Origin of the sequence: Pseudomonas sp. yb_5 (assembly GCF_043103865.1) — a bacterium.
Lineage (GTDB): Bacteria > Pseudomonadota > Gammaproteobacteria > Pseudomonadales > Pseudomonadaceae > Aquipseudomonas > Aquipseudomonas putida_Y.
Genome location: NZ_JBICKE010000101.1, coordinates 15254 through 35529 on the forward strand (window position 1 = coordinate 15254; position 20276 = coordinate 35529).

15 protein-coding genes and 1 pseudogene are annotated in these 20276 nt (G+C 62.3%); 7 read left to right on the plus strand and 9 right to left on the minus strand.

The window, feature by feature from the left end; genetic code table 11:
• Positions 1-51: 51 nt before the first annotated feature.
• Positions 52-927: a LysR substrate-binding domain-containing protein gene (locus ACF8GF_RS17785; protein WP_392460427.1), complete on the plus strand. Its 876-nt coding sequence runs from the start codon at positions 52-54 to the stop codon at positions 925-927.
• A 154-nt stretch (positions 928-1081) separates the two neighbouring features.
• Here ACF8GF_RS17785 and ACF8GF_RS17790 read toward each other — a convergent pair whose 3' ends face one another.
• A complete protein-coding gene (locus ACF8GF_RS17790) occupies positions 1082-1951 on the minus strand; it encodes an oxaloacetate decarboxylase (RefSeq protein WP_103463020.1) in 870 nt (289 codons plus the stop codon).
• A 382-nt stretch (positions 1952-2333) separates the two neighbouring features.
• On the opposite strand from ACF8GF_RS17790, the gene ACF8GF_RS17795 reads away from it, so the two are divergent.
• Positions 2334-3785, plus strand: a complete 1452-nt coding sequence (locus ACF8GF_RS17795; protein WP_176682648.1) for an MDR family MFS transporter — start codon at positions 2334-2336, stop codon at positions 3783-3785.
• Positions 3786-3902: 117 nt separating this feature from the next.
• Here ACF8GF_RS17795 and ttgR read toward each other — a convergent pair whose 3' ends face one another.
• On the minus strand, positions 3903-4535 hold the full coding sequence (gene ttgR / locus ACF8GF_RS17800; RefSeq protein WP_176682647.1) for an efflux transport transcriptional regulator TtgR: 633 nt from the start codon (positions 4533-4535) through the stop codon (positions 3903-3905).
• 256 nt (positions 4536-4791) lie between these two features.
• On the opposite strand from ttgR, the gene ttgA reads away from it, so the two are divergent.
• The 5 genes from ttgA (at position 4792) to ACF8GF_RS17825 (ending at position 13028) form a co-directional block, all read left to right on the plus strand.
• Positions 4792-5946: a toluene efflux RND transporter periplasmic adaptor subunit TtgA gene (gene ttgA / locus ACF8GF_RS17805; RefSeq protein ID WP_392487746.1), complete on the plus strand. Its 1155-nt coding sequence runs from the start codon at positions 4792-4794 to the stop codon at positions 5944-5946.
• Between the two features lie 3 nt (positions 5947-5949).
• On the plus strand, positions 5950-9102 hold the full coding sequence (gene ttgB, locus ACF8GF_RS17810) for a multidrug efflux RND transporter permease subunit TtgB (protein ID WP_084850834.1): 3153 nt from the start codon (positions 5950-5952) through the stop codon (positions 9100-9102).
• A complete protein-coding gene (locus ACF8GF_RS17815) occupies positions 9099-10553 on the plus strand; it encodes an AdeC/AdeK/OprM family multidrug efflux complex outer membrane factor (protein ID WP_176682645.1) in 1455 nt (484 codons plus the stop codon). Before ttgB ends, ACF8GF_RS17815 begins: the two co-directional genes overlap by 4 nt.
• A gap of 452 nt (positions 10554-11005) precedes the next feature.
• Positions 11006-12262: an OprD family porin gene (locus ACF8GF_RS17820; protein WP_103463025.1), complete on the plus strand. Its 1257-nt coding sequence runs from the start codon at positions 11006-11008 to the stop codon at positions 12260-12262.
• 241 nt (positions 12263-12503) lie between these two features.
• Positions 12504-13028 carry a DUF962 domain-containing protein gene (locus ACF8GF_RS17825; protein ID WP_176682643.1) on the plus strand — a complete coding sequence of 175 codons (525 nt, stop codon included), beginning with the start codon at positions 12504-12506 and terminating at the stop codon, positions 13026-13028.
• 82 nt (positions 13029-13110) lie between these two features.
• Here the strand turns inward: ACF8GF_RS17825 and pcaC are convergent, their stop codons facing one another.
• From pcaC to ACF8GF_RS17860, 7 genes and pseudogenes are all read right to left on the minus strand, one after another.
• Positions 13111-13503 (minus strand): 4-carboxymuconolactone decarboxylase, encoded by a 393-nt coding sequence (pcaC, locus tag ACF8GF_RS17830; protein WP_010952489.1) that lies wholly within the window; start codon positions 13501-13503, stop codon positions 13111-13113.
• 10 nt (positions 13504-13513) lie between these two features.
• On the minus strand, positions 13514-14305 hold the full coding sequence (gene pcaD, locus ACF8GF_RS17835; protein WP_392460429.1) for a 3-oxoadipate enol-lactonase: 792 nt from the start codon (positions 14303-14305) through the stop codon (positions 13514-13516).
• 11 nt (positions 14306-14316) lie between these two features.
• Complete coding sequence (locus tag ACF8GF_RS17840; protein ID WP_392460430.1) at positions 14317-15669, minus strand: 3-carboxy-cis,cis-muconate cycloisomerase; 1353 nt, start codon at positions 15667-15669, stop codon at positions 14317-14319.
• A 9-nt stretch (positions 15670-15678) separates the two neighbouring features.
• Positions 15679-16968, minus strand: a complete 1290-nt coding sequence (locus tag ACF8GF_RS17845; RefSeq protein WP_176682640.1) for an MFS family transporter — start codon at positions 16966-16968, stop codon at positions 15679-15681.
• Positions 16969-17155: 187 nt separating this feature from the next.
• Positions 17156-18361: a 3-oxoadipyl-CoA thiolase gene (gene pcaF / locus ACF8GF_RS17850; protein WP_176682793.1), complete on the minus strand. Its 1206-nt coding sequence runs from the start codon at positions 18359-18361 to the stop codon at positions 17156-17158.
• Positions 18358-18453, minus strand: a pseudogene (locus ACF8GF_RS17855) (CoA-transferase subunit beta); the annotation flags it as partial. The pseudogene ACF8GF_RS17855 and the gene pcaF, both read right to left, overlap by 4 nt.
• Positions 18454-18672: 219 nt before the next feature.
• Positions 18673-20019 carry an MFS transporter gene (locus ACF8GF_RS17860; protein WP_019752479.1) on the minus strand — a complete coding sequence of 449 codons (1347 nt, stop codon included), beginning with the start codon at positions 20017-20019 and terminating at the stop codon, positions 18673-18675.
• Positions 20020-20276 lie beyond the last annotated feature (257 nt).

Genomic DNA, 20276 nt, shown 5'->3' on the forward strand with positions numbered 1-20276 from the left:
CAATGCAAAAAAACACATACTAGCCATGTCCTGTGATCATGGCTTACTGCAATGAAACGCCTCCCGCCCCTGCCTGCCCTGCACACGTTTCTGGTCACCGCCCAGCAGTGCAACTTCACCCGCGCCGGGCAGCAGTTGCACATCACCCAAGGCGCTGTCAGCCGCCAGATTGCATCCCTCGAAGAACACCTGGGTTATGCCCTGTTCAAGCGCGAGGCCCGCGGGTTAAGCCTGACCCGTGAAGGCCTGGACTGGCTGCCGCGGGTGCAGCAGGTGTTCGCGCTGATCGAACAAGGGGTGCGCGAAGTGGGCGAGCACAGCACCACCCTGCAGCTCAAGGCCCCCACCTGTGTGATGCGTTGGCTGCTGCCGCGCCTGATGGAATGGCAGGCACTGCGCCCGGATGTGCCGGTTGAGCTGACCACGACCGTGCAGCACGGGGTGGATTTGCGTCGCGAGGGCTTCGATGCGGCGGTGGTCTATGGCAATGCGCCAAACCACGGGCTGCACGTGCGCAAGCTGTTCGATGAGCAGCTGACCCCGGTGTGCGCACCGTCACTGCGTGAAGGGCCTGTGCCGTTGCAGCAGGTGGAAGACCTGGCCCGACATATGTTGCTGCATCCCTCGCGGGATGAACACGACTGGCGGTTGTGGTTGCAGGCGGCCGGAGTGACGCTGGCCACGCATGGACCCAAACAGCATTTCGAGACACTGGACATGGCGATGGCCATGGCTTCGCAGGGGACAGGAGTGGCGATCGGTGACTGGTCGCTGATTGGCGATGACCTGCGCGGTGGGCGGTTGTGCATGCCGTTTGCGCTGAAGGTGCTGACAGGCAAGGGGTATTACCTGGTGAGCCAGGCCAGGGGTTTGCCGCCGGGGTTGCTGGAGTTGCTGGACTGGCTGGAGGGCCAGGCCAGCCTGTGACAGCCCTTTCGCGGGGTCGCCCACAGGTATGCACATGCCTTGGGATCTGTGCGGTACCAGTGGGAGCGGGCATGCCCGCGAAGCAGGCGACTCAATGGCCGACTGTGGAGTGCAACCTTGAGCGCCGTCCGTTGAATGGACGGCGCCCTGCCGATCACTCTTCGACGCTCATGTATTCCTTGGCCCAGCGAATGTAGTCTTCAGGCTGGGTGTAGGTGTGCGAGAGTTCGGTGGCACTGAGGTTTTCCGACTTGTTCTGCCGGCCACGCTGCAGCCGCAGGCAGTCGTAAGTGGCCTTGATCGCGGCAAAGTAAGCCGCATGGCCATCGACCACGATGCGCACGCCCAGACGCGCCAGGCGTTCGTCATCGCGCAGGTTCGGGTTGCCATAGGTGACCAGCATCAGCGGCACCGTCAGGTGCTCGGCAATCTGCTCGAGCTGCTCGAAGTCCTTGACCCCTACCATGCAAATACCATCAGCGCCCGCCTTCTGGTAGCTCTGGGTACGCACGATGATTTCTTCGGTGCTGAGTACGCCCGCGTTGGTACGGGCAATGATCGACAGGGACGAGTCGACTCGTGCCTCCAGCGCCGCGCGGATCTTGCCAACCCCCTCCTCGACCGGGATCAGGTCGGTAGACTTGCGCCCGAACTGGGCAGGCAGCAGGGTGTCCTCGATGGTCAGCGCGGCCACACCGGCGCGCTCCAGTTCGGTCACCGTGCGCATCACGTTCAGTGCGTTGCCATAGCCGTGGTCGGCGTCGGCCAGTACCGGCAGTTGCGCGACCCGACCAATGCGGGTGGCCTGCTCGACGAACTCGCTGAGGGTGATCAGAGCGAAGTCCGGAGCAGCCAACACCTGCAACGAGGCGACCGAACCGCCGAGGATACCGACTTCGAAGCCCAGGTCTGCGGCAATGCGTGCCGACATCGGGTCGAACACCGAGGCAGTGTGGAAACAGGAACCTGAAGCGAGCAGCTCGCGGAAGGCAAAACGCAGATCTTGGTGGGAAGCCTTGGGCATGATCACTCCGCAATAATGTTGAAATTTGAACGGTAACTACCGACCCCTGTAATCGGGTCTACCTGACCTGTTCCAACCGTCGCCATCTGGGCGGTCATGCTCGACATGCAGGCAGAGGAATAAAAGGTGTGGGAGACAGCGGACTGAAAAACCTGCGGCAATATGTTGCACCAAGCTGGTGCAAGCCCCGGATTTCAGCCTCTGTGGCATACCAACGATATCACGCAGCCATGCAGCACTGGATGAATGCGCCAATGCCGATATTGCATAGGGGATGCAGATAGTACATAGGAAGCTACCTAACTCAGGGTACAATTCGGGGGCTTCTGTGAGAGCAGGCTTGCCCGCGAAGAGGCTGCCATAGACAAAACAAGGTATTCCCGTGACCGCCGCCCTGCCCCCCACCTCCCTGCGCAACGTGCTCACCGCCCTCATGCTCGCCATCTTCCTTGGCGCTCTGGACCAGACCATCGTCGCCGTCTCGCTGCCCGCCATCTCGGCACAGTTCAGCGATGTCGGCATGCTGGCCTGGGTCATTTCCGGGTACATGGTGGCAATGACCGTGGCCGTGCCGATCTACGGCAAACTGGGCGACCTTTATGGCCGGCGCCGGATGATCCTCACCGGCATCAGCCTGTTCACCCTGGCCTCCATTGCCTGCGCCATGGCCCAGGACATGCCGCAACTGGTGCTGGCCCGGGTACTGCAGGGTATCGGCGCAGGCGGCATGGTCTCGGTGAGCCAGGCAATCATTGGCGACTTCGTGCCCCCACGCGAACGCGGCCGCTACCAGGGCTACTTCAGCAGCATGTACGCCGCGGCCAGCGTGGCTGGGCCAGTGCTGGGCGGCTGGTTGACCGAGTACCTGTCGTGGCGCTGGGTGTTCTGGATCAACCTGCCGCTGGGGCTGGTCGCCTTGTGGGCCATACGCCGTGCGCTCGGCAGCATGCCGGTGCAGCGTCGCGAGGCACAGGTGGACTACCTTGGCGCCATGCTATTGATTCTCGGCCTTGGCAGCCTGCTGCTGGGCATTACCATGGTGGGCCAGGGCCACACCTGGGCCGACCCGGCCGTGCTGGCGCTGTTCGGCTGCGCCCTGCTTGGCCTCACGCTTTTCATCGCCCACGAACGGCGCTGCCCGGAGCCGCTGCTGCCGCTCAGCCTGTTCAGCAACCGAGTGGCAGTGCTGTGCTGGGCAGTGATCTTTTTCGCCAGTTTCCAGTCCATTTCCCTGACCATGCTCATGCCCTTGCGTTACCAAGGCATCACCGGCGCCGGTGCCGACAGCGCCGCCCTGCACCTGCTGCCGCTGGCCATGGGGCTGCCCATGGGCGCCTTCACAGGAGGCCGCATGACCAGCCGGACCGGGCGCTACAAGCCGCAGATCCTGGCCGGTGCACTGCTGATGCCAGTGGCCATTTTCGCGATGGCACTGACTCCGCCGCAATCCGCGTTGCTCGCTGCGCTGTTCATGCTGCTGACCGGCATAGCCTGCGGGCTGCAATTCCCGACCTCGCTGGTGGGCACACAAAGCGCGGTGGCCAGCAAGGACATCGGCGTGGCCACCAGCACCACCAACCTGTTCCGTTCGCTGGGCGGAGCCATGGGCGTGGCGTGCATGTCCAGCCTGTTGCTGGCACTGCTGCATCAGGGTGGTTTCGAACTGTCGGTCAATCCGTTGCTGGGGAGCTTGAAGGCCGCAGAGGTGGACCTGGTGACTCAGGGACGATTGCTGGAGACGTTCAGACAACTGTTGATGGGGAGTGCGCTTGTCGCGGTGCTGGGCCTGTTTGCGGCATTCGCGCTACCCGACCGGCAATTGCGCGGCCGCTGAAAGTTGCGCAATCGCTGCGAGAGCCGCCTTGTGCTGCGCACAGCCGCAAGGCAGCCGCGCCCTTAATCCCCCCTTAACACAAACGGGAAACACTCCCTCACAATCCTTCACAAAGTGTCATTTGCGCAGAGCCGGGCTCAAGCGCAGCATATCCAGCCCGGTGTCGACCCATTTTTCGACATCACCCAACAGATCGACACTGTCAGGCAGCAAGAGCCAGCGCCCGATCAGGCCATCGACATAGGCAAACATGGCCACCGCCGCGCGCTCGACATCCAGCTCGCCAGGCAACTGGCCCCGGCGTACGGCATTGGCCAGCGCCAGGGTGATGCCCTTGTGGCAATCCAGCACCGCACACTGGCGCTGCTGGCGAATTTCACACATATCATCGGTGAACTCGCACTTGTGATGCAGGATTTCATTGATACGACGGGTTCGGGCATCGAGCACCAGCTCGTTGAACACCTGCAACAGCAGCTTGCGCATGCAGCCAAGCGGGTCGACTTCATCCTCGCTTTCGCTAGCGCGCGCCAAATGGTCATGGGTCTCGTGCAGGCTGTCGAGCAACGCCTGCACCAGCTCGGCCTTGTTATTGAAGTGCCAGTAGATCGCCCCCCGCGTCACACCCGCCAGTTCGGCGATGTCGGCCAGGGTGGTTCGCGCAACCCCGCGCTTGTAGAAAGCCCTTTCCGCCGCCTCGATGATCTGGGCGCGGGTTTCCTGGGCTTCTTCTTTGGTTCTACGGACCATGGCAGTACAACCTCATCTGGCCCGAACGCGCAGCGCGTGCGGGAAACGCTCCGGGGAACCTCTGCAGGGGCCTCTCGGATGAGCTAATCAAACGCTGAGGCAGTACCGGAGTACAGCCCAGCAGTATTTACAAACAACCATGAATGTAAGTATATTTCTTAGCAAGCTATTTATCCACCGGATAGCATTTTTTCCAGATCAAGATCTCTTCCATTACTCTTGAGCGTCTCCCTGCTCCAGCGACCCGAGGATCCTCATGCAATTCAAGCCAGCCGTTACCGCTCTGGTTTCCGCCGTCGCCCTGGCAACACTGCTCAGTGGCTGTAAGAAAGAAGAAGCAGCGCCAGCGGCGCAGGCTCCTCAGGTCGGCGTCGTGACCATCCAGCCGCAAGCCTTCACCCTCACCTCGGAATTGCCGGGGCGTACCAGTGCCTACCGCGTCGCCGAAGTGCGCCCGCAGGTCAACGGCATCATCCTCAAGCGCCTGTTCAAGGAAGGCAGTGAGGTCAAGGAAGGCCAGCAGTTGTATCAGATCGACCCTGCCGTGTACGAAGCCACCCTGGCCAATGCCAAGGCCAACCTGCTGGCTACACGCTCGCTGGCCGAACGCTACAAGCAACTGATTGACGAACAGGCCGTCTCCAAACAGGAATATGACGACGCCAATGCCAAACGATTGCAGGCCGAGGCTTCGCTCAAGAGCGCACAGATCGACCTGCGCTACACCAAGGTTCTGGCGCCGATCAGCGGCCGTATCGGCCGTTCTTCGTTCACCGAAGGTGCACTGGTGAGCAATGGTCAGACCGATGCCATGGCCACCATCCAGCAGCTCGACCCTATTTATGTCGACGTTACCCAGTCCACCGCCGAGCTGCTCAAGCTGCGCCGTGACCTGGAAAGCGGTCAGTTGCAGAAGGCTGGCGACAACGCCGCCTCGGTTCAGTTGGTGCTGGAGGACGGCAGCCTGTTCAAACAGGAAGGCCGCCTGGAATTCTCCGAAGTCGCGGTCGACGAGACCACAGGCTCTGTGACCCTGCGCGCCCTGTTCCCCAACCCCGATCACACCCTGCTGCCAGGCATGTTCGTGCATGCGCGGCTCAAGGCCGGTGTCAACGCCAACGCCATCCTGGCACCGCAACAAGGCGTGACCCGCGACCTCAAGGGCGCACCAACCGCCCTGGTGGTCAACCAGGAGAACAAGGTCGAACTGCGCCAGCTCAAGGCGAGCCGCACCTTGGGTAGCGACTGGCTGATCGAGGAAGGCCTCAACCCGGGTGACCGCCTGATCACCGAAGGGCTGCAGTACGTGCGCCCGGGCGTCGAGGTGAACGTCAGCGAAGCCACCAACGTCAAGAAGCCGGCCGGCCCTGTTCAGGCCAACGCGGCGAAAGCAGACGCCAAAGCGGAGTAAACCATGTCGAAGTTCTTTATCGATCGCCCGATCTTCGCCTGGGTGATCGCGTTGGTGATCATGCTGGTCGGGGCCTTGTCGATCCTGAAGCTGCCGATCAACCAGTACCCCAGTATCGCGCCGCCGGCCATCGCCATCGCCGTGACCTACCCGGGCGCCTCGGCGCAAACCGTGCAGGACACCGTGGTGCAGGTGATCGAGCAGCAGCTCAACGGTATCGACAACCTGCGTTATGTGTCGTCGGAAAGTAACTCCGACGGCAGCATGACCATTACCGCCACCTTCGAACAGGGCACCAACCCCGACACCGCGCAGGTACAGGTACAGAACAAGCTGAACCTGGCCACACCACTGCTGCCGCAGGAAGTGCAGCAGCAAGGTATCCGCGTCACCAAAGCAGTGAAGAACTTCCTGCTGGTGATCGGCCTGGTCTCCGAAGACGGCAGCATGACCAAGGACGACCTGGCCAACTACATCGTCTCGAACATGCAGGACCCGATCTCGCGTACTGCGGGTGTGGGTGACTTCCAGGTGTTCGGTGCGCAGTACGCCATGCGTATCTGGCTCGATCCGGCCAAGCTGAACAAGTTCCAGCTGACCCCGGTCGACGTCAAGACCGCCGTGGCCGCACAGAACGTGCAGGTGTCCTCCGGCCAGCTCGGCGGCCTGCCAGCCCTGCCGGGCACCCAGCTGAACGCCACCATCATCGGCAAGACCCGCCTGCAAACCGCCGAGCAGTTCGAGAATATCCTGCTGAAGGTCAACAAAGACGGTTCACAGGTGCGTCTGGGCGACGTCGCCCAAGTGGGCCTGGGGGGTGAAAACTACGCAGTCAGCGCCCAGTTCAACGGCAAGCCGGCTTCCGGCCTGGCGGTAAAACTGGCAACCGGCGCCAACGCCCTGGACACCGCCAAGGCACTGCGCCAGACCATCGCCGACCTGGAACCGTTCTTCCCGCCTGGAGTGAAAGCGGTATTCCCGTATGACACCACCCCAGTGGTCACCGAATCGATCAGCGGCGTGATCCACACCCTGATCGAAGCCGTGGTTCTGGTGTTCCTGGTGATGTACCTGTTCCTGCAGAACTTCCGCGCCACCATCATCACCACCATGACCGTACCGGTCGTATTGCTGGGTACCTTCGGCATCCTTGCCGCCGCGGGCTTCAGCATCAACACCCTGACCATGTTCGCCATGGTCCTCGCCATCGGCTTGCTGGTGGATGACGCCATCGTCGTGGTGGAGAACGTCGAGCGGGTAATGTCCGAGGAAGGCTTGCCGCCCAAGGAGGCTACCAAGCGCTCGATGGAACAGATCCAGGGTGCCTTGGTGGGTATCGCCCTGGTGCTCTCGGCCGTACTGCTGCCCATGGCGTTCTTCGGCGGCTCCACGGGTGTGATCTACCGGCAGTTCTCCATCACCATCGTCTCGGCCATGGGCCTGTCGGTGCTGGTTGCGCTTATCTTCACCCCGGCGCTTTGCGCAACCATGCTCAAGCCGCTGAAGAAGGGCGAGCACCACACCGCCAAAGGCGGGTTCTTCGGCTGGTTCAACCGCAACTTCGACCGCAGCGTCAATGGCTACGAGCGCAGTGTAGGCACCATCCTGCGCAACAAGGTGCCATTCCTGCTGGCCTATGCGCTGATCGTGGTCGGCATGATCTGGCTGTTCGCCCGCATCCCCACCGCGTTCCTGCCGGAAGAAGACCAAGGCGTACTGTTCGCCCAGGTGCAGACCCCGGCCGGCTCCAGTGCCGAGCGTACACAGGCTGTGGTCGACCAGATGCGCGAATACCTGCTCAAGGACGAAGCCGATACCGTATCGTCGGTATTCACCGTCAACGGTTTCAACTTCGCAGGCCGCGGCCAGAGCTCGGGCATGGCATTCATCATGCTCAAACCATGGGATGAACGCTCGAAGGAGAACAGCGTGTTCGCCCTGGCACAGCGTGCCCAGCAGCACTTCTTCACCTTCCGCGATGCAATGGTGTTCGCCTTCGCCCCGCCAGCGGTGCTTGAACTGGGTAACGCCACCGGCTTCGACGTGTTCCTTCAGGACCGCGGCGGTGTCGGCCACGAGAAGTTGATGGAGGCGCGCAACCAGTTCCTGGCCAAAGCCGCGCAGAGCAAGATCCTCAGCGCCGTGCGACCGAACGGCCTGAACGATGAACCGCAGTACCAGCTGACCATTGATGACGAACGTGCCAGCGCCTTGGGCGTGACCATTGCCGACATCAACAACACCCTGTCGATTGCGCTGGGCGCCAGCTACGTCAACGACTTCATCGACCGTGGCCGGGTCAAGAAGGTGTACATCCAGGGCGAACCAAGCGCGCGGATGAGCCCGGAAGACCTGCAAAAATGGTACGTGCGCAACGGCGCAGGCGAGATGGTGCCGTTCTCCTCCTTCGCCAAAGGCGAATGGACCTACGGCTCGCCAAAGCTGTCGCGTTACAACGGTGTCGAAGCGATGGAGATCCTCGGTGCACCGGCGCCTGGCTACAGTACCGGTGAAGCCATGGCCGAGGTCGAGCGCATTGCTGGCGAGCTGCCAAGCGGTATCGGCTTCTCCTGGACCGGCATGTCCTACGAGGAAAAACTCTCCGGCTCGCAGATGCCGGCGCTGTTCGCCCTCTCGGTACTGTTCGTGTTCCTGTGCCTGGCAGCCCTGTACGAAAGCTGGTCGATCCCGATCGCCGTGGTGCTGGTAGTACCGCTGGGTATCATCGGTGCACTGATCGCCACCAGCCTGCGCGGCCTGTCCAACGACGTGTACTTCCTGGTTGGCCTGTTGACCACCATCGGTCTTGCGGCGAAAAACGCCATTCTGATCGTCGAGTTCGCCAAGGAGCTGCACGAACAAGGCCGTAGCCTGTACGACTCAGCGATCGAAGCGTGCCGCATGCGTCTGCGCCCGATCATCATGACCTCGCTGGCGTTCATCCTGGGCGTGGTGCCGTTGACCATCGCCAGCGGCGCCGGCGCCGGCAGCCAGCACGCCATCGGTACTGGCGTGATCGGCGGCATGATCAGTGCGACCGTGCTGGCTATCTTCTGGGTACCACTGTTCTTCGTCGCAGTGTCGTCGCTGTTCGGCAGCAAAGAGCCGGAAAAAGACGTCACCCCTGAAAATCCACGTTATGAGGCTGGGCAATGACCAAGTCTTTGTTGTCCCTGGCGGTAACCGCTTTCATTCTTGGCGGCTGCTCGCTGATCCCTGACTACCAGACCCCGGAAGCGCCGGTGGCTGCGCAGTGGCCACAAGGCCCTGCCTATTCGCCGACGCAATCGGCGGATGTCGCCGCTGCTGAACAGGGCTGGCGTCAGTTCTTCCACGACCCAGCGCTGCAACAGCTGATCCAGACCGCGCTGGTCAATAACCGCGACCTGCGCGTTGCGGCGCTGAACCTCGACGCCTACCGTGCGCAATACCGCATTCAGCGCGCCGACCTGTTCCCGGCGGTTTCGGCCACCGGCAGCGGCAGCCGCCAGCGTGTCCCGGCGAACATGTCGCAAACAGGTGAATCTGGCATCACCAGCCAGTACTCGGCCACTTTGGGCGTCAGCGCCTACGAGCTGGACCTGTTCGGCCGCGTGCGCAGCCTGACCGAGCAGGCCCTGGAAACCTACCTCTCCAGCGAGCAGGCGCGTCGTTCCACGCAGATCGCCCTGGTAGCCAGCGTGGCCAACGCCTACTACACCTGGCAGGCCGACCAGGCCCTGTTCAAGCTGACCGAAGAAACGCTGAAGACCTACGAGGAAAGCTACAACCTCACCCGTCGCAGCAATGAAGTCGGCGTGGCCTCGGCCCTGGACGTCAGCCAGGCGCGCACCGCCGTGGAAGGCGCCCGGGTCAAGTACTCGCAGTACCAGCGCCTGGTCGCCCAGGACGTCAACAGCCTGACTGTGCTGCTGGGTACCGGCATTCCTGCCGACCTGGCCAAGCCGCTGGCGCTCGATGACGACCAACTGGCCGAAGTACCGGCCGGCCTGCCATCGGATATCCTCCAGCGTCGCCCGGACATTCAGGAAGCCGAGCACCTGCTCAAGGCCGCCAACGCCAACATTGGCGCAGCCCGCGCAGCGTTCTTCCCGAGCATCAGCCTGACCGCCAACGCCGGCAGCCTGAGCCCCGACATGGGCCACCTGTTCTCGGGCGGCCAGGGCACCTGGCTGTTCCAGCCGCAGATCAACCTGCCGATCTTCAACGCCGGCAGCCTGAAAGCCAGCCTGGACTACTCGAAAATCCAGAAGGACATCAACGTCGCCAAGTACGAAAAAACCATCCAGACGGCCTTCCAGGAAGTCTCCGATGGCCTGGCGGCGCGCAAGACCTTCGACGAGCAGTTGCAAGCCCAGCGCGACCTGGTGCAGGCAAACCAGGACTACTACCGCCTGGCCGAACGCCGCTACCGCATCGGGATTGACAGCAACCTGACCTTCCTCGACGCCCAACGCAACCTGTTCAGTGCCCAGCAAGCACTGATCGGAGACCGCCTGTCGCAGCTGACCAGCGAGGTCAACCTGTACAAGGCGCTTGGCGGTGGCTGGTACGAGCAGACCGGGCAGGCCAACCAGCAAGCATCGGTGGAAACACCGAAAGGCTGATCGGCCTTGTTACAAAAGTAGAAAGCCCACCCTTAGCGGTGGGCTTTGCTTTTTTTACTGCCTGTGCCGGCCTTTTTGCGGACGAGCCCGCGCAAGGGCCGGGCCTGCTGGCCAGTATCCCCTGGCGATTCACCGTCGCAGCCACCACCGTATTCGCGGGTGAACCCGCTCCTACACGGATCGTGTGGTGGACACATATCGGTGGTTGGGCGCAAGCCGTTGCAGGAGCGGGTTTACCCGCGAAGAGGCCAGCACAGGAGACTTATTAACCAACCAGAACATTCCGTTCGATTATCGCCCCGTTCCGTTTGCGGCGAATTGCCTCACCCCCGCACAACCCCGCACCATCCCCCCCACGCAACGTTGCCCAAGTTCATCAAAAAACACCCGCACCTGCAGGCCCGATCCCGCAGTGCACTGGCTCGACCATAAAAACAAGAGATTCACGACAGATGAGCATTTCGCTACCCGCACGCCAGCTGCTGCCCGGCCTGCTGGCCATGTCCTGCGCCCTCCCCGTGTTCGCCGCCAACGAAGGTGGTTTCATCGAGGACGCCAAGGCCACCCTCAACCTGCGCAACTTCTACATCAACCGCAACTTCGTCGACCCGGCCCACCCACAGGGCAAGGCCGAGGAATGGACGCAAAGCTTCATCCTCGATGCCCGCTCCGGTTTCACCCAGGGCACGGTCGGCTTCGGCGTGGACGTACTGGGGCTGTACTCGGTCAAGCTCGACGGCGGCAGAGGCACCACCAACACTCACTTGCTACCTGTGCATGACGACGGGCGCCCGGCCGATGACTTCGGCAGGCTGGGTGTGGCGCTGAAAGCCAAGCTGTCCGAAACCGAGCTGAAAGTCGGTGAATGGATGCCGGTACTGCCAATCCTGCGTTCAGATGATGGTCGCTCGTTGCCGCAAACCTTCCGCGGTGGTCAACTGACCTCCAGGGAAATCGCCGGCCTGACCCTGTACGCCGGCCAGTTCCGCGGCAATAGCCCGCGCAACGATGCCAGCATGGAAGACATGTCGCTCAACGGCAAAGCTGCCTTCACCTCCGACCGTTTCAACTTTGGCGGCGGTGAGTACAGCTTCAACGACAAGCGCACCATGATCGGCCTGTGGGATGCCCAGCTCAAGGACATCTACCGCCAGCAGTACCTCAACCTGACGCACAGCCAACCGCTGGGCGACTGGACGCTGGGCGCCAACCTGGGCTACTTCATCGGCAAGGAAGATGGCGCCGAACGTGCCGGCAAGCTGGACAACCGCACCGCCTCCGCCCTGCTTTCAGCGCGCTACCAAGGCCACACTTTTTACGTTGGCCTGCAGAAGGTCAGCGGCGATGACGCCTGGATGCGGGTCAATGGCACCAGTGGCGGTAGCCTGGCCAACGACAGTTACAATTCAAGCTTCGACAATGCCAAGGAGCGTTCCTGGCAGGTTCGCCATGACTTCAACTTCGCCGCCGTCGGCGTACCCGGCCTGACCCTGATGAACCGTTATATCAAGGGTGAAAACGTCACCGTGGGCAGCGTGGACGATGGCAAGGAATGGGCGCGGGAAACAGAGCTGGCCTATGTGGTGCAGTCGGGCAGCTTCAAGGACCTGTCGGTGAAATGGCGCAACTCGACCATGCGTCGCGACTTCAGCACCAACGCGTTCGATGAGAATCGCTTGATTGTGAGTTACCCGCTGAACCTTCTGTGAATCAAATGGCCTCTTCGCGGATGAACACGCGAAGAGGCCAGATGCCCCTCAAGTGACCTAAAGCTATAAACATTCATGCACCTTCTTTGAGGGCATGATTTGCTACAGCTGAATAAAACCCTGCCATGAATTTGCCAGTGCGAGCTGCCGCCATTCGCTGAGATGATGATAGTGGCGACTGCAGGCTATCCTGATCACTATCCGCTACAGGTGAAACCAAGCTGAACAGGGAGGCACAACAATGAAAACCCTCGTCGACCACCTGAGCCAATACGCCAACTATCACCGCGACCCGCGCAACATCTTCACCCACTTCATCGGCATCCCCATGATCGTGCTGGCAGTCACCATCCTGCTGTCACGTCCAGGCTGGGAGATAGCTGGCATCTGGCTGTCCCCCGCCCTGCTGGCAGCGGCGGCGTCGGTGTGGTTCTACCTGCGCCTGGACCTGCGCTTCGGGCTGGTGATGGGGCTGTTGCTGGGCCTATGCCTGTGGGTCGGTGAGGCGCTGGCAGTGCAGTCGACAACACTATGGCTCGGCGCCGGGCTGGGGGCGTTCGTGGTGGGCTGGATCATCCAGTTCATCGGCCACTACTACGAAGGCCGCAAACCGGCATTTGTCGACGATGTGAGCGGCCTGATCATCGGGCCATTGTTCGTGGTGGCGGAAGCTGCGTTCATGCTGGGCCTGTGCCCGACACTGAAGCATGCCGTGGAAACCAAAGCCGGCCCGGTTGCCATGCGGGAGAAAAAGGCGTCGGTGTAAGGGCCATTGCGGGCAAGCTCCCTGCCACAGGTCTGCAGGGTTATGCAGGACCTGTGGCAAGGAGCTTGCCCGCGAACACGATTTACTGGCGCGACTCTACGCCAAGTTCATCCCACACCGACTCAGCCAGGTGGAACGTGGCATTGGCCGCCGGAATGCCGCAGTAGATCGCGCTCTGCATCAGCACTTCCTTGATCTCGTCGCGGGTCACGCCATTGTTGGCCGCCGCACGCAGGTGCAGCTTCAGTTCGTCGTTGCGGTTCATGCCGATCAGCATGGCGATGGTGATCAGGCTGCGGGTATGGCGCGGCAGCCCCGGGCGGGTCCAGATGTCACCCCAGGCGTGGCGGGTGATCATTTCCTGGAACTCGCCATTGAAGTCGTTGAGCTTCTCCAGGCTGCGGTCCACATGGGCATCGCCCAGCACTGCGCGGCGCACTTGCATGCCAGCGTCGTAACGTTGTTTCTCGTCCATGGCGTTGTCCTCAGTGAGCCAGCAGGAAATCGAGCACGCGACGGCTGAAGGCCTCGCCAATCTCGACGTTGGACAGGTGCGCCGCCGGGAAGTCGACGTACTCGGCACCTTGGATACCGGCCTGCATGAAGCGGCCATGCTCAGGGGTGGTCACCACGTCTTCAGTACCGGCAACGATCAGCGCGGGCACCTGGATGCGGCCCAGTTGCTCACGATAATCAGCGTCACGTACCGCTGCGCAGTTGCCGGCATAGCCTTGCGGGCTGGTTTGCGCCAGCATCTGGCAGATACGCTGAGCCTGCTCCGCCTGCGCCTCGGCAAAGCCCGGTGTAAACCAGCGGGCGATGGAGGCATCCCGAAGGTCGACCATTGCCTGCTGGCCACCTTTGAGCACAGTGTCGATACGGGTGTTCCACACCTCGTCGTTGGCGATCTTGGCGGCCGTGTTGCACAGGGTCAGGCTGCGCAGGCGCTCACCTGCATTGATGCCCAGCCACTGGCCGATCAGGCCACCCATCGACAGGCCGACGAAGTGAGCCTTCTGGATGTCCAGGCCATCGAGCAGGGCCAGCACGTCTCGGCCCAGCTGTTCGATGCTGTAAGGGCCTTCAGTGACCAGCGATGCACCGTGACCGCGGGTGTCGTAGCGCAGCACCCGGAAGTGCTGGCTCCACAACGGAATCTGGGTGTCCCACATGCCCAGGTCGGTACCCAGCGAGTTGGACAGGACCAGCACCGGGGCGTCTTCCGGGCCATCGATCTGATAATTCAAAATGCCATCAGCCAGTTGCAAATGCGCCACAGCGGTCTCCTTCAGGCAGTGAAACGTTGATGTTCGGACACGGCGCGCGCCACCCAGACGCGCGCCTGGCCCAGGTAATGGGCAGGGTCAAGCAGGCGATCGAGCTCTTCGCCAGACAGCTCGGCGCTGACCTGCGGTTCGTCACCCAGCACGGCACGCAAGTGCCGCTGTTCGGCCACCGCGCGCTGGCAGCATTGTTCCAGCAGGTGGTGGGCACGGTCGCGCCCCAGCCGCTGGGCAAGGACGATGCTCACCGCTTCGGCCAGCACCAGACCTTGTGTCAGGTCGAGGTTACGGCGCATGCGCGCGGCATCCACCTCCATGCCCTCGGCAATCATTTGAGCCTGGCGCAGGGCGCCAGAGACCAGGCAGCAGATATCCGGCAGGGTTTCCCACTCGGCATGCCATAGGCCCAGGCTGCGTTCGTGCTCCTGGGGCATGGCCGCGAACAGCGTCGACAGCAGACCCGGCACGCGGGTTGCGGCACCGATCAATACGGCGGCCCCCACCGGATTGCGCTTGTGTGGCATGGTCGAAGAACCACCTTTACCCGGCGCAGAAGGCTCAAACACCTCCCCCGCCTCGGTTTGCATCAGCAGGCTGATATCGCGACCGAACTTACCCAGGCTGCCGGCAACCAGGCCCAGTACCGAGGCAAACTCCACCAGGCGGTCACGCTGGGTGTGCCAGGGCTGTTCGGGCAGGGACAGCTTGAGCTGTTCGGCCAGCGCTTCGGCCACCGGCATCGCCTTGCTGCCCAAGGCCGCCAGGCTGCCCGAGGCACCGCCGAATTGCAGGACCAGCAGGCGCGGGCGCAATTCCTGCAGGCGCTGACGGTGGCGGGTCAAAGCGCCCAGTACACCGGCCAGCTTCATGCCCAGGGTCACCGGGGTAGCATGCTGCAACCAGGTACGCCCCACCAGTGGCGTATCGGCATGCTTCAACGCCTGCTGCGACAGGGTATCAGCCAGCTTGCCGAGGTCGGCCTCGATCAAGTCCAGAGCATCGCGCAACTGCAGAACCAGACCGGTGTCCATCGCATCCTGGCTGGTGGCCCCGAGGTGCACATAGCGCTCAGCTTCAGGCACGCCAGTGGCGATCACCTTGCCCAACGCTTTCACCAACGGAATTGCCGAGTTACCCGCGGTGGCAATGGCATTGGCCAGCGCGCCAACGTCATAGCGCTCGGCCTGGCAGGCCGCCTCGATGGCCGCCACCGCGCTGTGCGGGACCAAACCGGTAGAGGCTTCGGCACGGGCAAGCGCTGCTTCGAAATCCAGCATGCCCTGCAGGCGGCCACGGTCGGAGAAAATCTCGCGCATGGCCGGCGCGGTGAAATAGGCGTCGAACAGTTGGTTGCTCATGCAGCGTCCTTAATCATCATGGTGCAGGTACGCCGCCTGCTTCGGCAGGCGCAGGCTGAACAGGAAGGCAATCGCCATCATCGCCGTCACGTACCAGTAGAAAGTGTTTTCCATCCCGAGGCTCTTCAGGCCCAAGGCCACATACTCGGCCGAACCGCCGAATGCTGCGTTGGCCACCGCATAGGCCAGGCCCACACCCAGTGCCCGCACCTGTGGCGGGAACATCTCAGCCTTCACCAGACCGCTGATCGAGGTGTAGAAACTGACGATACACAGGGCCAGGCTGATCAGCACGAAGGCCATGATCGGGCTGGTCACGGTTTTCAGTGCCATCAGCAGCGGCACTGTGCACAGGGTACCCAGCGCACCAAACAGCAGCATCGAATTGCGCCGACCGATGCGGTCGGACAACATGCCGAAGAACGGCTGCACCACCATGAACAGAAACAACGCCCCGGTCATCACGTAGCTGGCGTTCTTGGCTGTCATGCCCGCAGTGTTGACCAGGTACTTCTGCATATAGGTGGTGAAAGTATAGAAAATCAGCGAGCCACCAGCGGTGTAGCCAAGCACCGTGATGAACGCCGCTGCGTGATTGCGGAACAGGCCACCGATCGAACCTGCATCCTTGTCATTACGGGCTTCGGCGCTACTGGTCTCGTGCAGCGAACGGCGCAGCATCAGCGAGATCAGGGCGGCGATGGCCCCCACCACGAAGGGAATGCGCCAGCCCCAGGCCCGCAGTTCATCTTCAGTCAGCAGCTGTTGCAGGATCACCACGACCAGTACCGCCAGCAACTGGCCGCCGATCAGGGTGACGTACTGGAACGAAGCAAAGAAACCACGCTGCCCACGCAGGGCCACTTCACTCATGTAGGTGGCCGTGGTGCCGTATTCGCCTCCTACCGACAGGCCCTGGATCAGCCGGGCCAGCAATAGCAGCGCCGGGGCCCAGGTGCCGATGCTGGCATAGGTGGGCAGGCAGGCGATCATCAGGGAGCCGAAGCACATCATCAGCACCGAGATCATCAGGGAATTCTTGCGACCATGACGGTCGGCGAGACGGCCGAAGATCCAGCCACCAATGGGGCGCATCAGGAAGCCTGCGGCAAATACACCCGCCGTGTTCAACAGTTGCACGGTGGGGTCGTCGGAGGGGAAGAAGGCTGGGGCGAAGTAGATCGCGCAGAAGGCGTAGACGTAGAAATCGAACCATTCCACCAGGTTGCCTGACGAGGCACCGACAATAGCGAAGATGCGCGAGCTGCGCTCTTCGCCGGTGTAATAGGTTGAGGTCATGAGGGTTTTACTCCTGGTGGGTACTAGGTAAATCTAGACATACCTGGTAACACACTCGTTCCGCTATCTGGCTGGCAATTGGCCTTATGTCTCACAGGACAGGCCTCTTCGTGGGCAAGCCAGCCCCCACAGGGGATTGCGTGGATCCCTGTGGGAGCTGGCTTGCACGCGAAGAGGCCGGTACAGGTCAAACCCGCTCGATGGCCAGCGCCAGACCTTGGCCGACACCCACACACATGGTCGCCAGGCCTTTACGCCCACCACTCTTCTCCAACTGGTGCAGCGCAGTCAGCACCAGGCGCGCACCGCTCATGCCCAGCGGGTGGCCCAGGGCAATGGCGCCGCCATTAGGGTTTACCTGTGGCGCATCGTCAGCGACACCCAGCTCACGTAGCACTGCCAGGCCTTGGCTGGCAAACGCTTCGTTAAGCTCGATCACGTCGAAATCACTTACCGCCACCCCCAGACGCTCGGTCAGCTTGCGCACCGCCGGCACCGGGCCAATGCCCATGACACGTGGAGCAACGCCGCCGCTGGCCATGCCCAGAACGCGGGCACGCGGGGTCAGGCCATGTTTCTTCACCGCTGCGGCCGAGGCCAGGATCATCGCCGCAGCACCGTCGTTCACGCCCGAGGCGTTGCCGGCGGTGACCGTCTTGTCCGGGCCGTTGACCGGTTTGAGCTTGGTCAGCGCCTCCAGCGTGGTTTCCGGGCGCAGGTGTTCGTCACGTTCGACGATGATTTCGCCCTTCTTGTGAACGATACGCACCGGCACAATTTCTTCGGCGAAGAAGCCGGCAGCCTGCGCAGCGGCAGCCTTCTGCTGACTGCGCAGGGCGAACGCGTCCTGGTCAGCACGCGAAACCTGATAGTCGTCAGCCACGTTGTCGGCGGTTTCCGGCATGGAATCCACACCATACTGGCTCTTCATCAGCGGGTTGATGAAACGCCAGCCAATGGTGGTGTCTTCCAGCTTCATGTTGCGCGAATAGGCGCTTTCAGCCTTGCCCATGACGAACGGAGCGCGCGACATCGACTCGACGCCACCCGCAATCACCAGTTCCATCTCGCCGCTGGCGATGGCGCGGAAAGCGGTGCCGATGGCATCCATGCCCGATGCACACAGGCGGTTCAGGGTGACGCCCGGGATGCTTTCCGGCAGGCCGGCCAGCAGCAACGCCATGCGGGCGACGTTGCGGTTGTCTTCACCGGCCTGGTTGGCGCAACCAAAGAACACTTCGTCTACCTGGTCCCACTGCACGCCTGGGTTGCGCTCTACCAGCGCCTTCAGCGGCACGGCTGCCAGGTCGTCGGCCCGTACGCTGGCCAGGGCGCCGCCGAAGCGGCCGATCGGGGTACGGATGGCATCACAGATGAATACGTCGTGCATCAGGCTTCTCCTGCCAGCTGGCCATGGGCCGCGGCGGTACGGGCGTCGAGGTCACACATGGTGGACAGCTCGATTGGGGTGGGTTCGGAAATGGTCTGCGCGTGGCATTTGGAGGCTCCTGGTCAGGGTGCTTCGGTGAACCCAGATTAAGGAGACTGGTAGGTACCTTACAATCCGATAATCGACTATCTGTGCGATTAACGAACCATTTGTTGCGCGGCTATCCAGGGCAGCTGTGCGCCCTGATCGCAGCACAACGCCGCTCTGCCGGAGCAGCCTTGTGCTGCAAATGGGCCGCAACGCGGCCCTCGCCCTCAGGTCGCGTCAGCGTGGCTGACCAGCCCCTTGACGACCACACCCACGGTCGCCAGCGCCGCCGGCACCAGCAACGCCGTCAGCACCTGCTCGAAGTTCCAGCCCAGGCCCAGCAGCGTGGCGCCACTCCAGGCCCCGAGAATCGCACCAAAGCGGCCAATACCCAGCATCCACGATACACCCGTGGCCCGGCCCTGGGTGGGATAGAAGCGTGCCGCCAGCGATGGCATTGCCGACTGCGCACCGTTCACGCACATACCGGCGACGAGTACCAGCGTGGCTAACACGGTGATGTTGCCCAGGCTCTGCCCCACTGCGTAGGCGAACACCCCGGCCAGCAGATAGAAAATGCCGATCACCTTGTGCGGATTGAAACGGTCCATGGCCCAACCCACGCCGACTGCACTTAGCACTCCGCCAAACTGGAACAGCGCGCCAATGAATGCGGCCTGTTCCATGCTCGCACCACTGTCACGCATCAGGGTTGGCAGCCAGCTGGTCAAGAGGTAGACAATCACCAGACCCATGAAATAGGTCAGCCACAGCAGCACGGTACCCAAGCCGTACGTGCCAGAGAAGATCACCGCGAACACGTTGCGTGCAGCCACCGCCTTTTGCTCCGGCACGCTGAAACTGCCGGCCTCGGCCACCACTTGCGGCGCGATTGGCGACAAGGTCTTGCGCACCTTGTCGGTGCCGCGGTTGCGCACCACCAGGAACCGCGCCGACTCCGGCAGCCAGACCATCAGCACCAGCGCCAGCAGCAACGGCAGCACGCCACCGATGACCAGCAGGCTGTGCCAGCCGTAGGCCGGGATCATCTTGGCGGAAATGAAGCCTCCACCCGCCATGCCCAGGTTGAAGCCACAGAACATGCTGGTCACCAGCAGCGATTTGAGGCGCTCCGGGGTGTATTCGGACAACAGCGTGGTGGCGTTGGGCATGCCTGCACCCAGGCCCAGGCCAGTCAGGAAGCGCAACACCAGCAACTGGTCGACGTTGGTGGCATAGGCCGAGGCGAGGCTGAAGCCACCGAACACCAGCACCGCCCCCACCAGCACGCCCTTGCGGCCAAAGCGGTCAGCCAGCGGCCCGGAGCCCAGGGCGCCGAACACCATGCCGATCAACGCGGCACTCATGACCGGTCCAAGGCTGGCGCGATCGATCCCCCACTCTTGCGACAGTGCCGGGGCGATGAAACCCATGGCAGCGGTGTCCAGGCCATCGAGGAAGACGATCAGGAAGCACAGCAGCACGACCCGCCACTGATAGCGGGACAGCGGCTGCTGATTGATGAACGACTGAACGTCGAGGCTTTTGCCGACGTTGGTTTGCGCTTGGTTCATTATTGTTATCCAGAATGTGGGGCACAGTCAGGCCATTGCACGCGGGCAACCGGTACAAGGGCGATGATTGGGGTAAAGGGCCTGGGTCAGCCTGGATACAACGGTACTGCATGCGGGTGCGGCCGCAGCAGCGAGGTGACAGTATTCATGAGTAAGTGCCTCTTGTGTTTTTCTTGTTCGGTCGGCTAGCCGACCGTTGCGAGAGACATTAATCAGCGGGCCGAGGTGAAGCAATTCACCCGGCACGACACTGTGCG

Excerpts from the sequence above, each read along its gene's own strand:
- ACF8GF_RS17785 (WP_392460427.1), top strand. The coding sequence starts at position 52 with ATGAAACGCCTCCCGCCCCTGCCTGCCCTGCACACGTTTCTGGTCACC.
- ACF8GF_RS17790 (WP_103463020.1), bottom strand. The coding sequence starts at position 1,951 with ATGCCCAAGGCTTCCCACCAAGATCTGCGTTTTGCCTTCCGCGAGCTG.
- ttgR (WP_176682647.1), bottom strand. The coding sequence starts at position 4,535 with ATGGTCCGTAGAACCAAAGAAGAAGCCCAGGAAACCCGCGCCCAGATC.
- ttgA (WP_392487746.1), top strand. The coding sequence starts at position 4,792 with ATGCAATTCAAGCCAGCCGTTACCGCTCTGGTTTCCGCCGTCGCCCTG.
- ttgB (WP_084850834.1), top strand. The coding sequence starts at position 5,950 with ATGTCGAAGTTCTTTATCGATCGCCCGATCTTCGCCTGGGTGATCGCG.
- ACF8GF_RS17815 (WP_176682645.1), top strand. The coding sequence starts at position 9,099 with ATGACCAAGTCTTTGTTGTCCCTGGCGGTAACCGCTTTCATTCTTGGC.
- ACF8GF_RS17820 (WP_103463025.1), top strand. The coding sequence starts at position 11,006 with ATGAGCATTTCGCTACCCGCACGCCAGCTGCTGCCCGGCCTGCTGGCC.
- ACF8GF_RS17825 (WP_176682643.1), top strand. The coding sequence starts at position 12,504 with ATGAAAACCCTCGTCGACCACCTGAGCCAATACGCCAACTATCACCGC.
- pcaC (WP_010952489.1), bottom strand. The coding sequence starts at position 13,503 with ATGGACGAGAAACAACGTTACGACGCTGGCATGCAAGTGCGCCGCGCA.
- ACF8GF_RS17840 (WP_392460430.1), bottom strand. The coding sequence starts at position 15,669 with ATGAGCAACCAACTGTTCGACGCCTATTTCACCGCGCCGGCCATGCGC.
- ACF8GF_RS17845 (WP_176682640.1), bottom strand. The coding sequence starts at position 16,968 with ATGACCTCAACCTATTACACCGGCGAAGAGCGCAGCTCGCGCATCTTC.
- ACF8GF_RS17860 (WP_019752479.1), bottom strand. The coding sequence starts at position 20,019 with ATGAACCAAGCGCAAACCAACGTCGGCAAAAGCCTCGACGTTCAGTCG.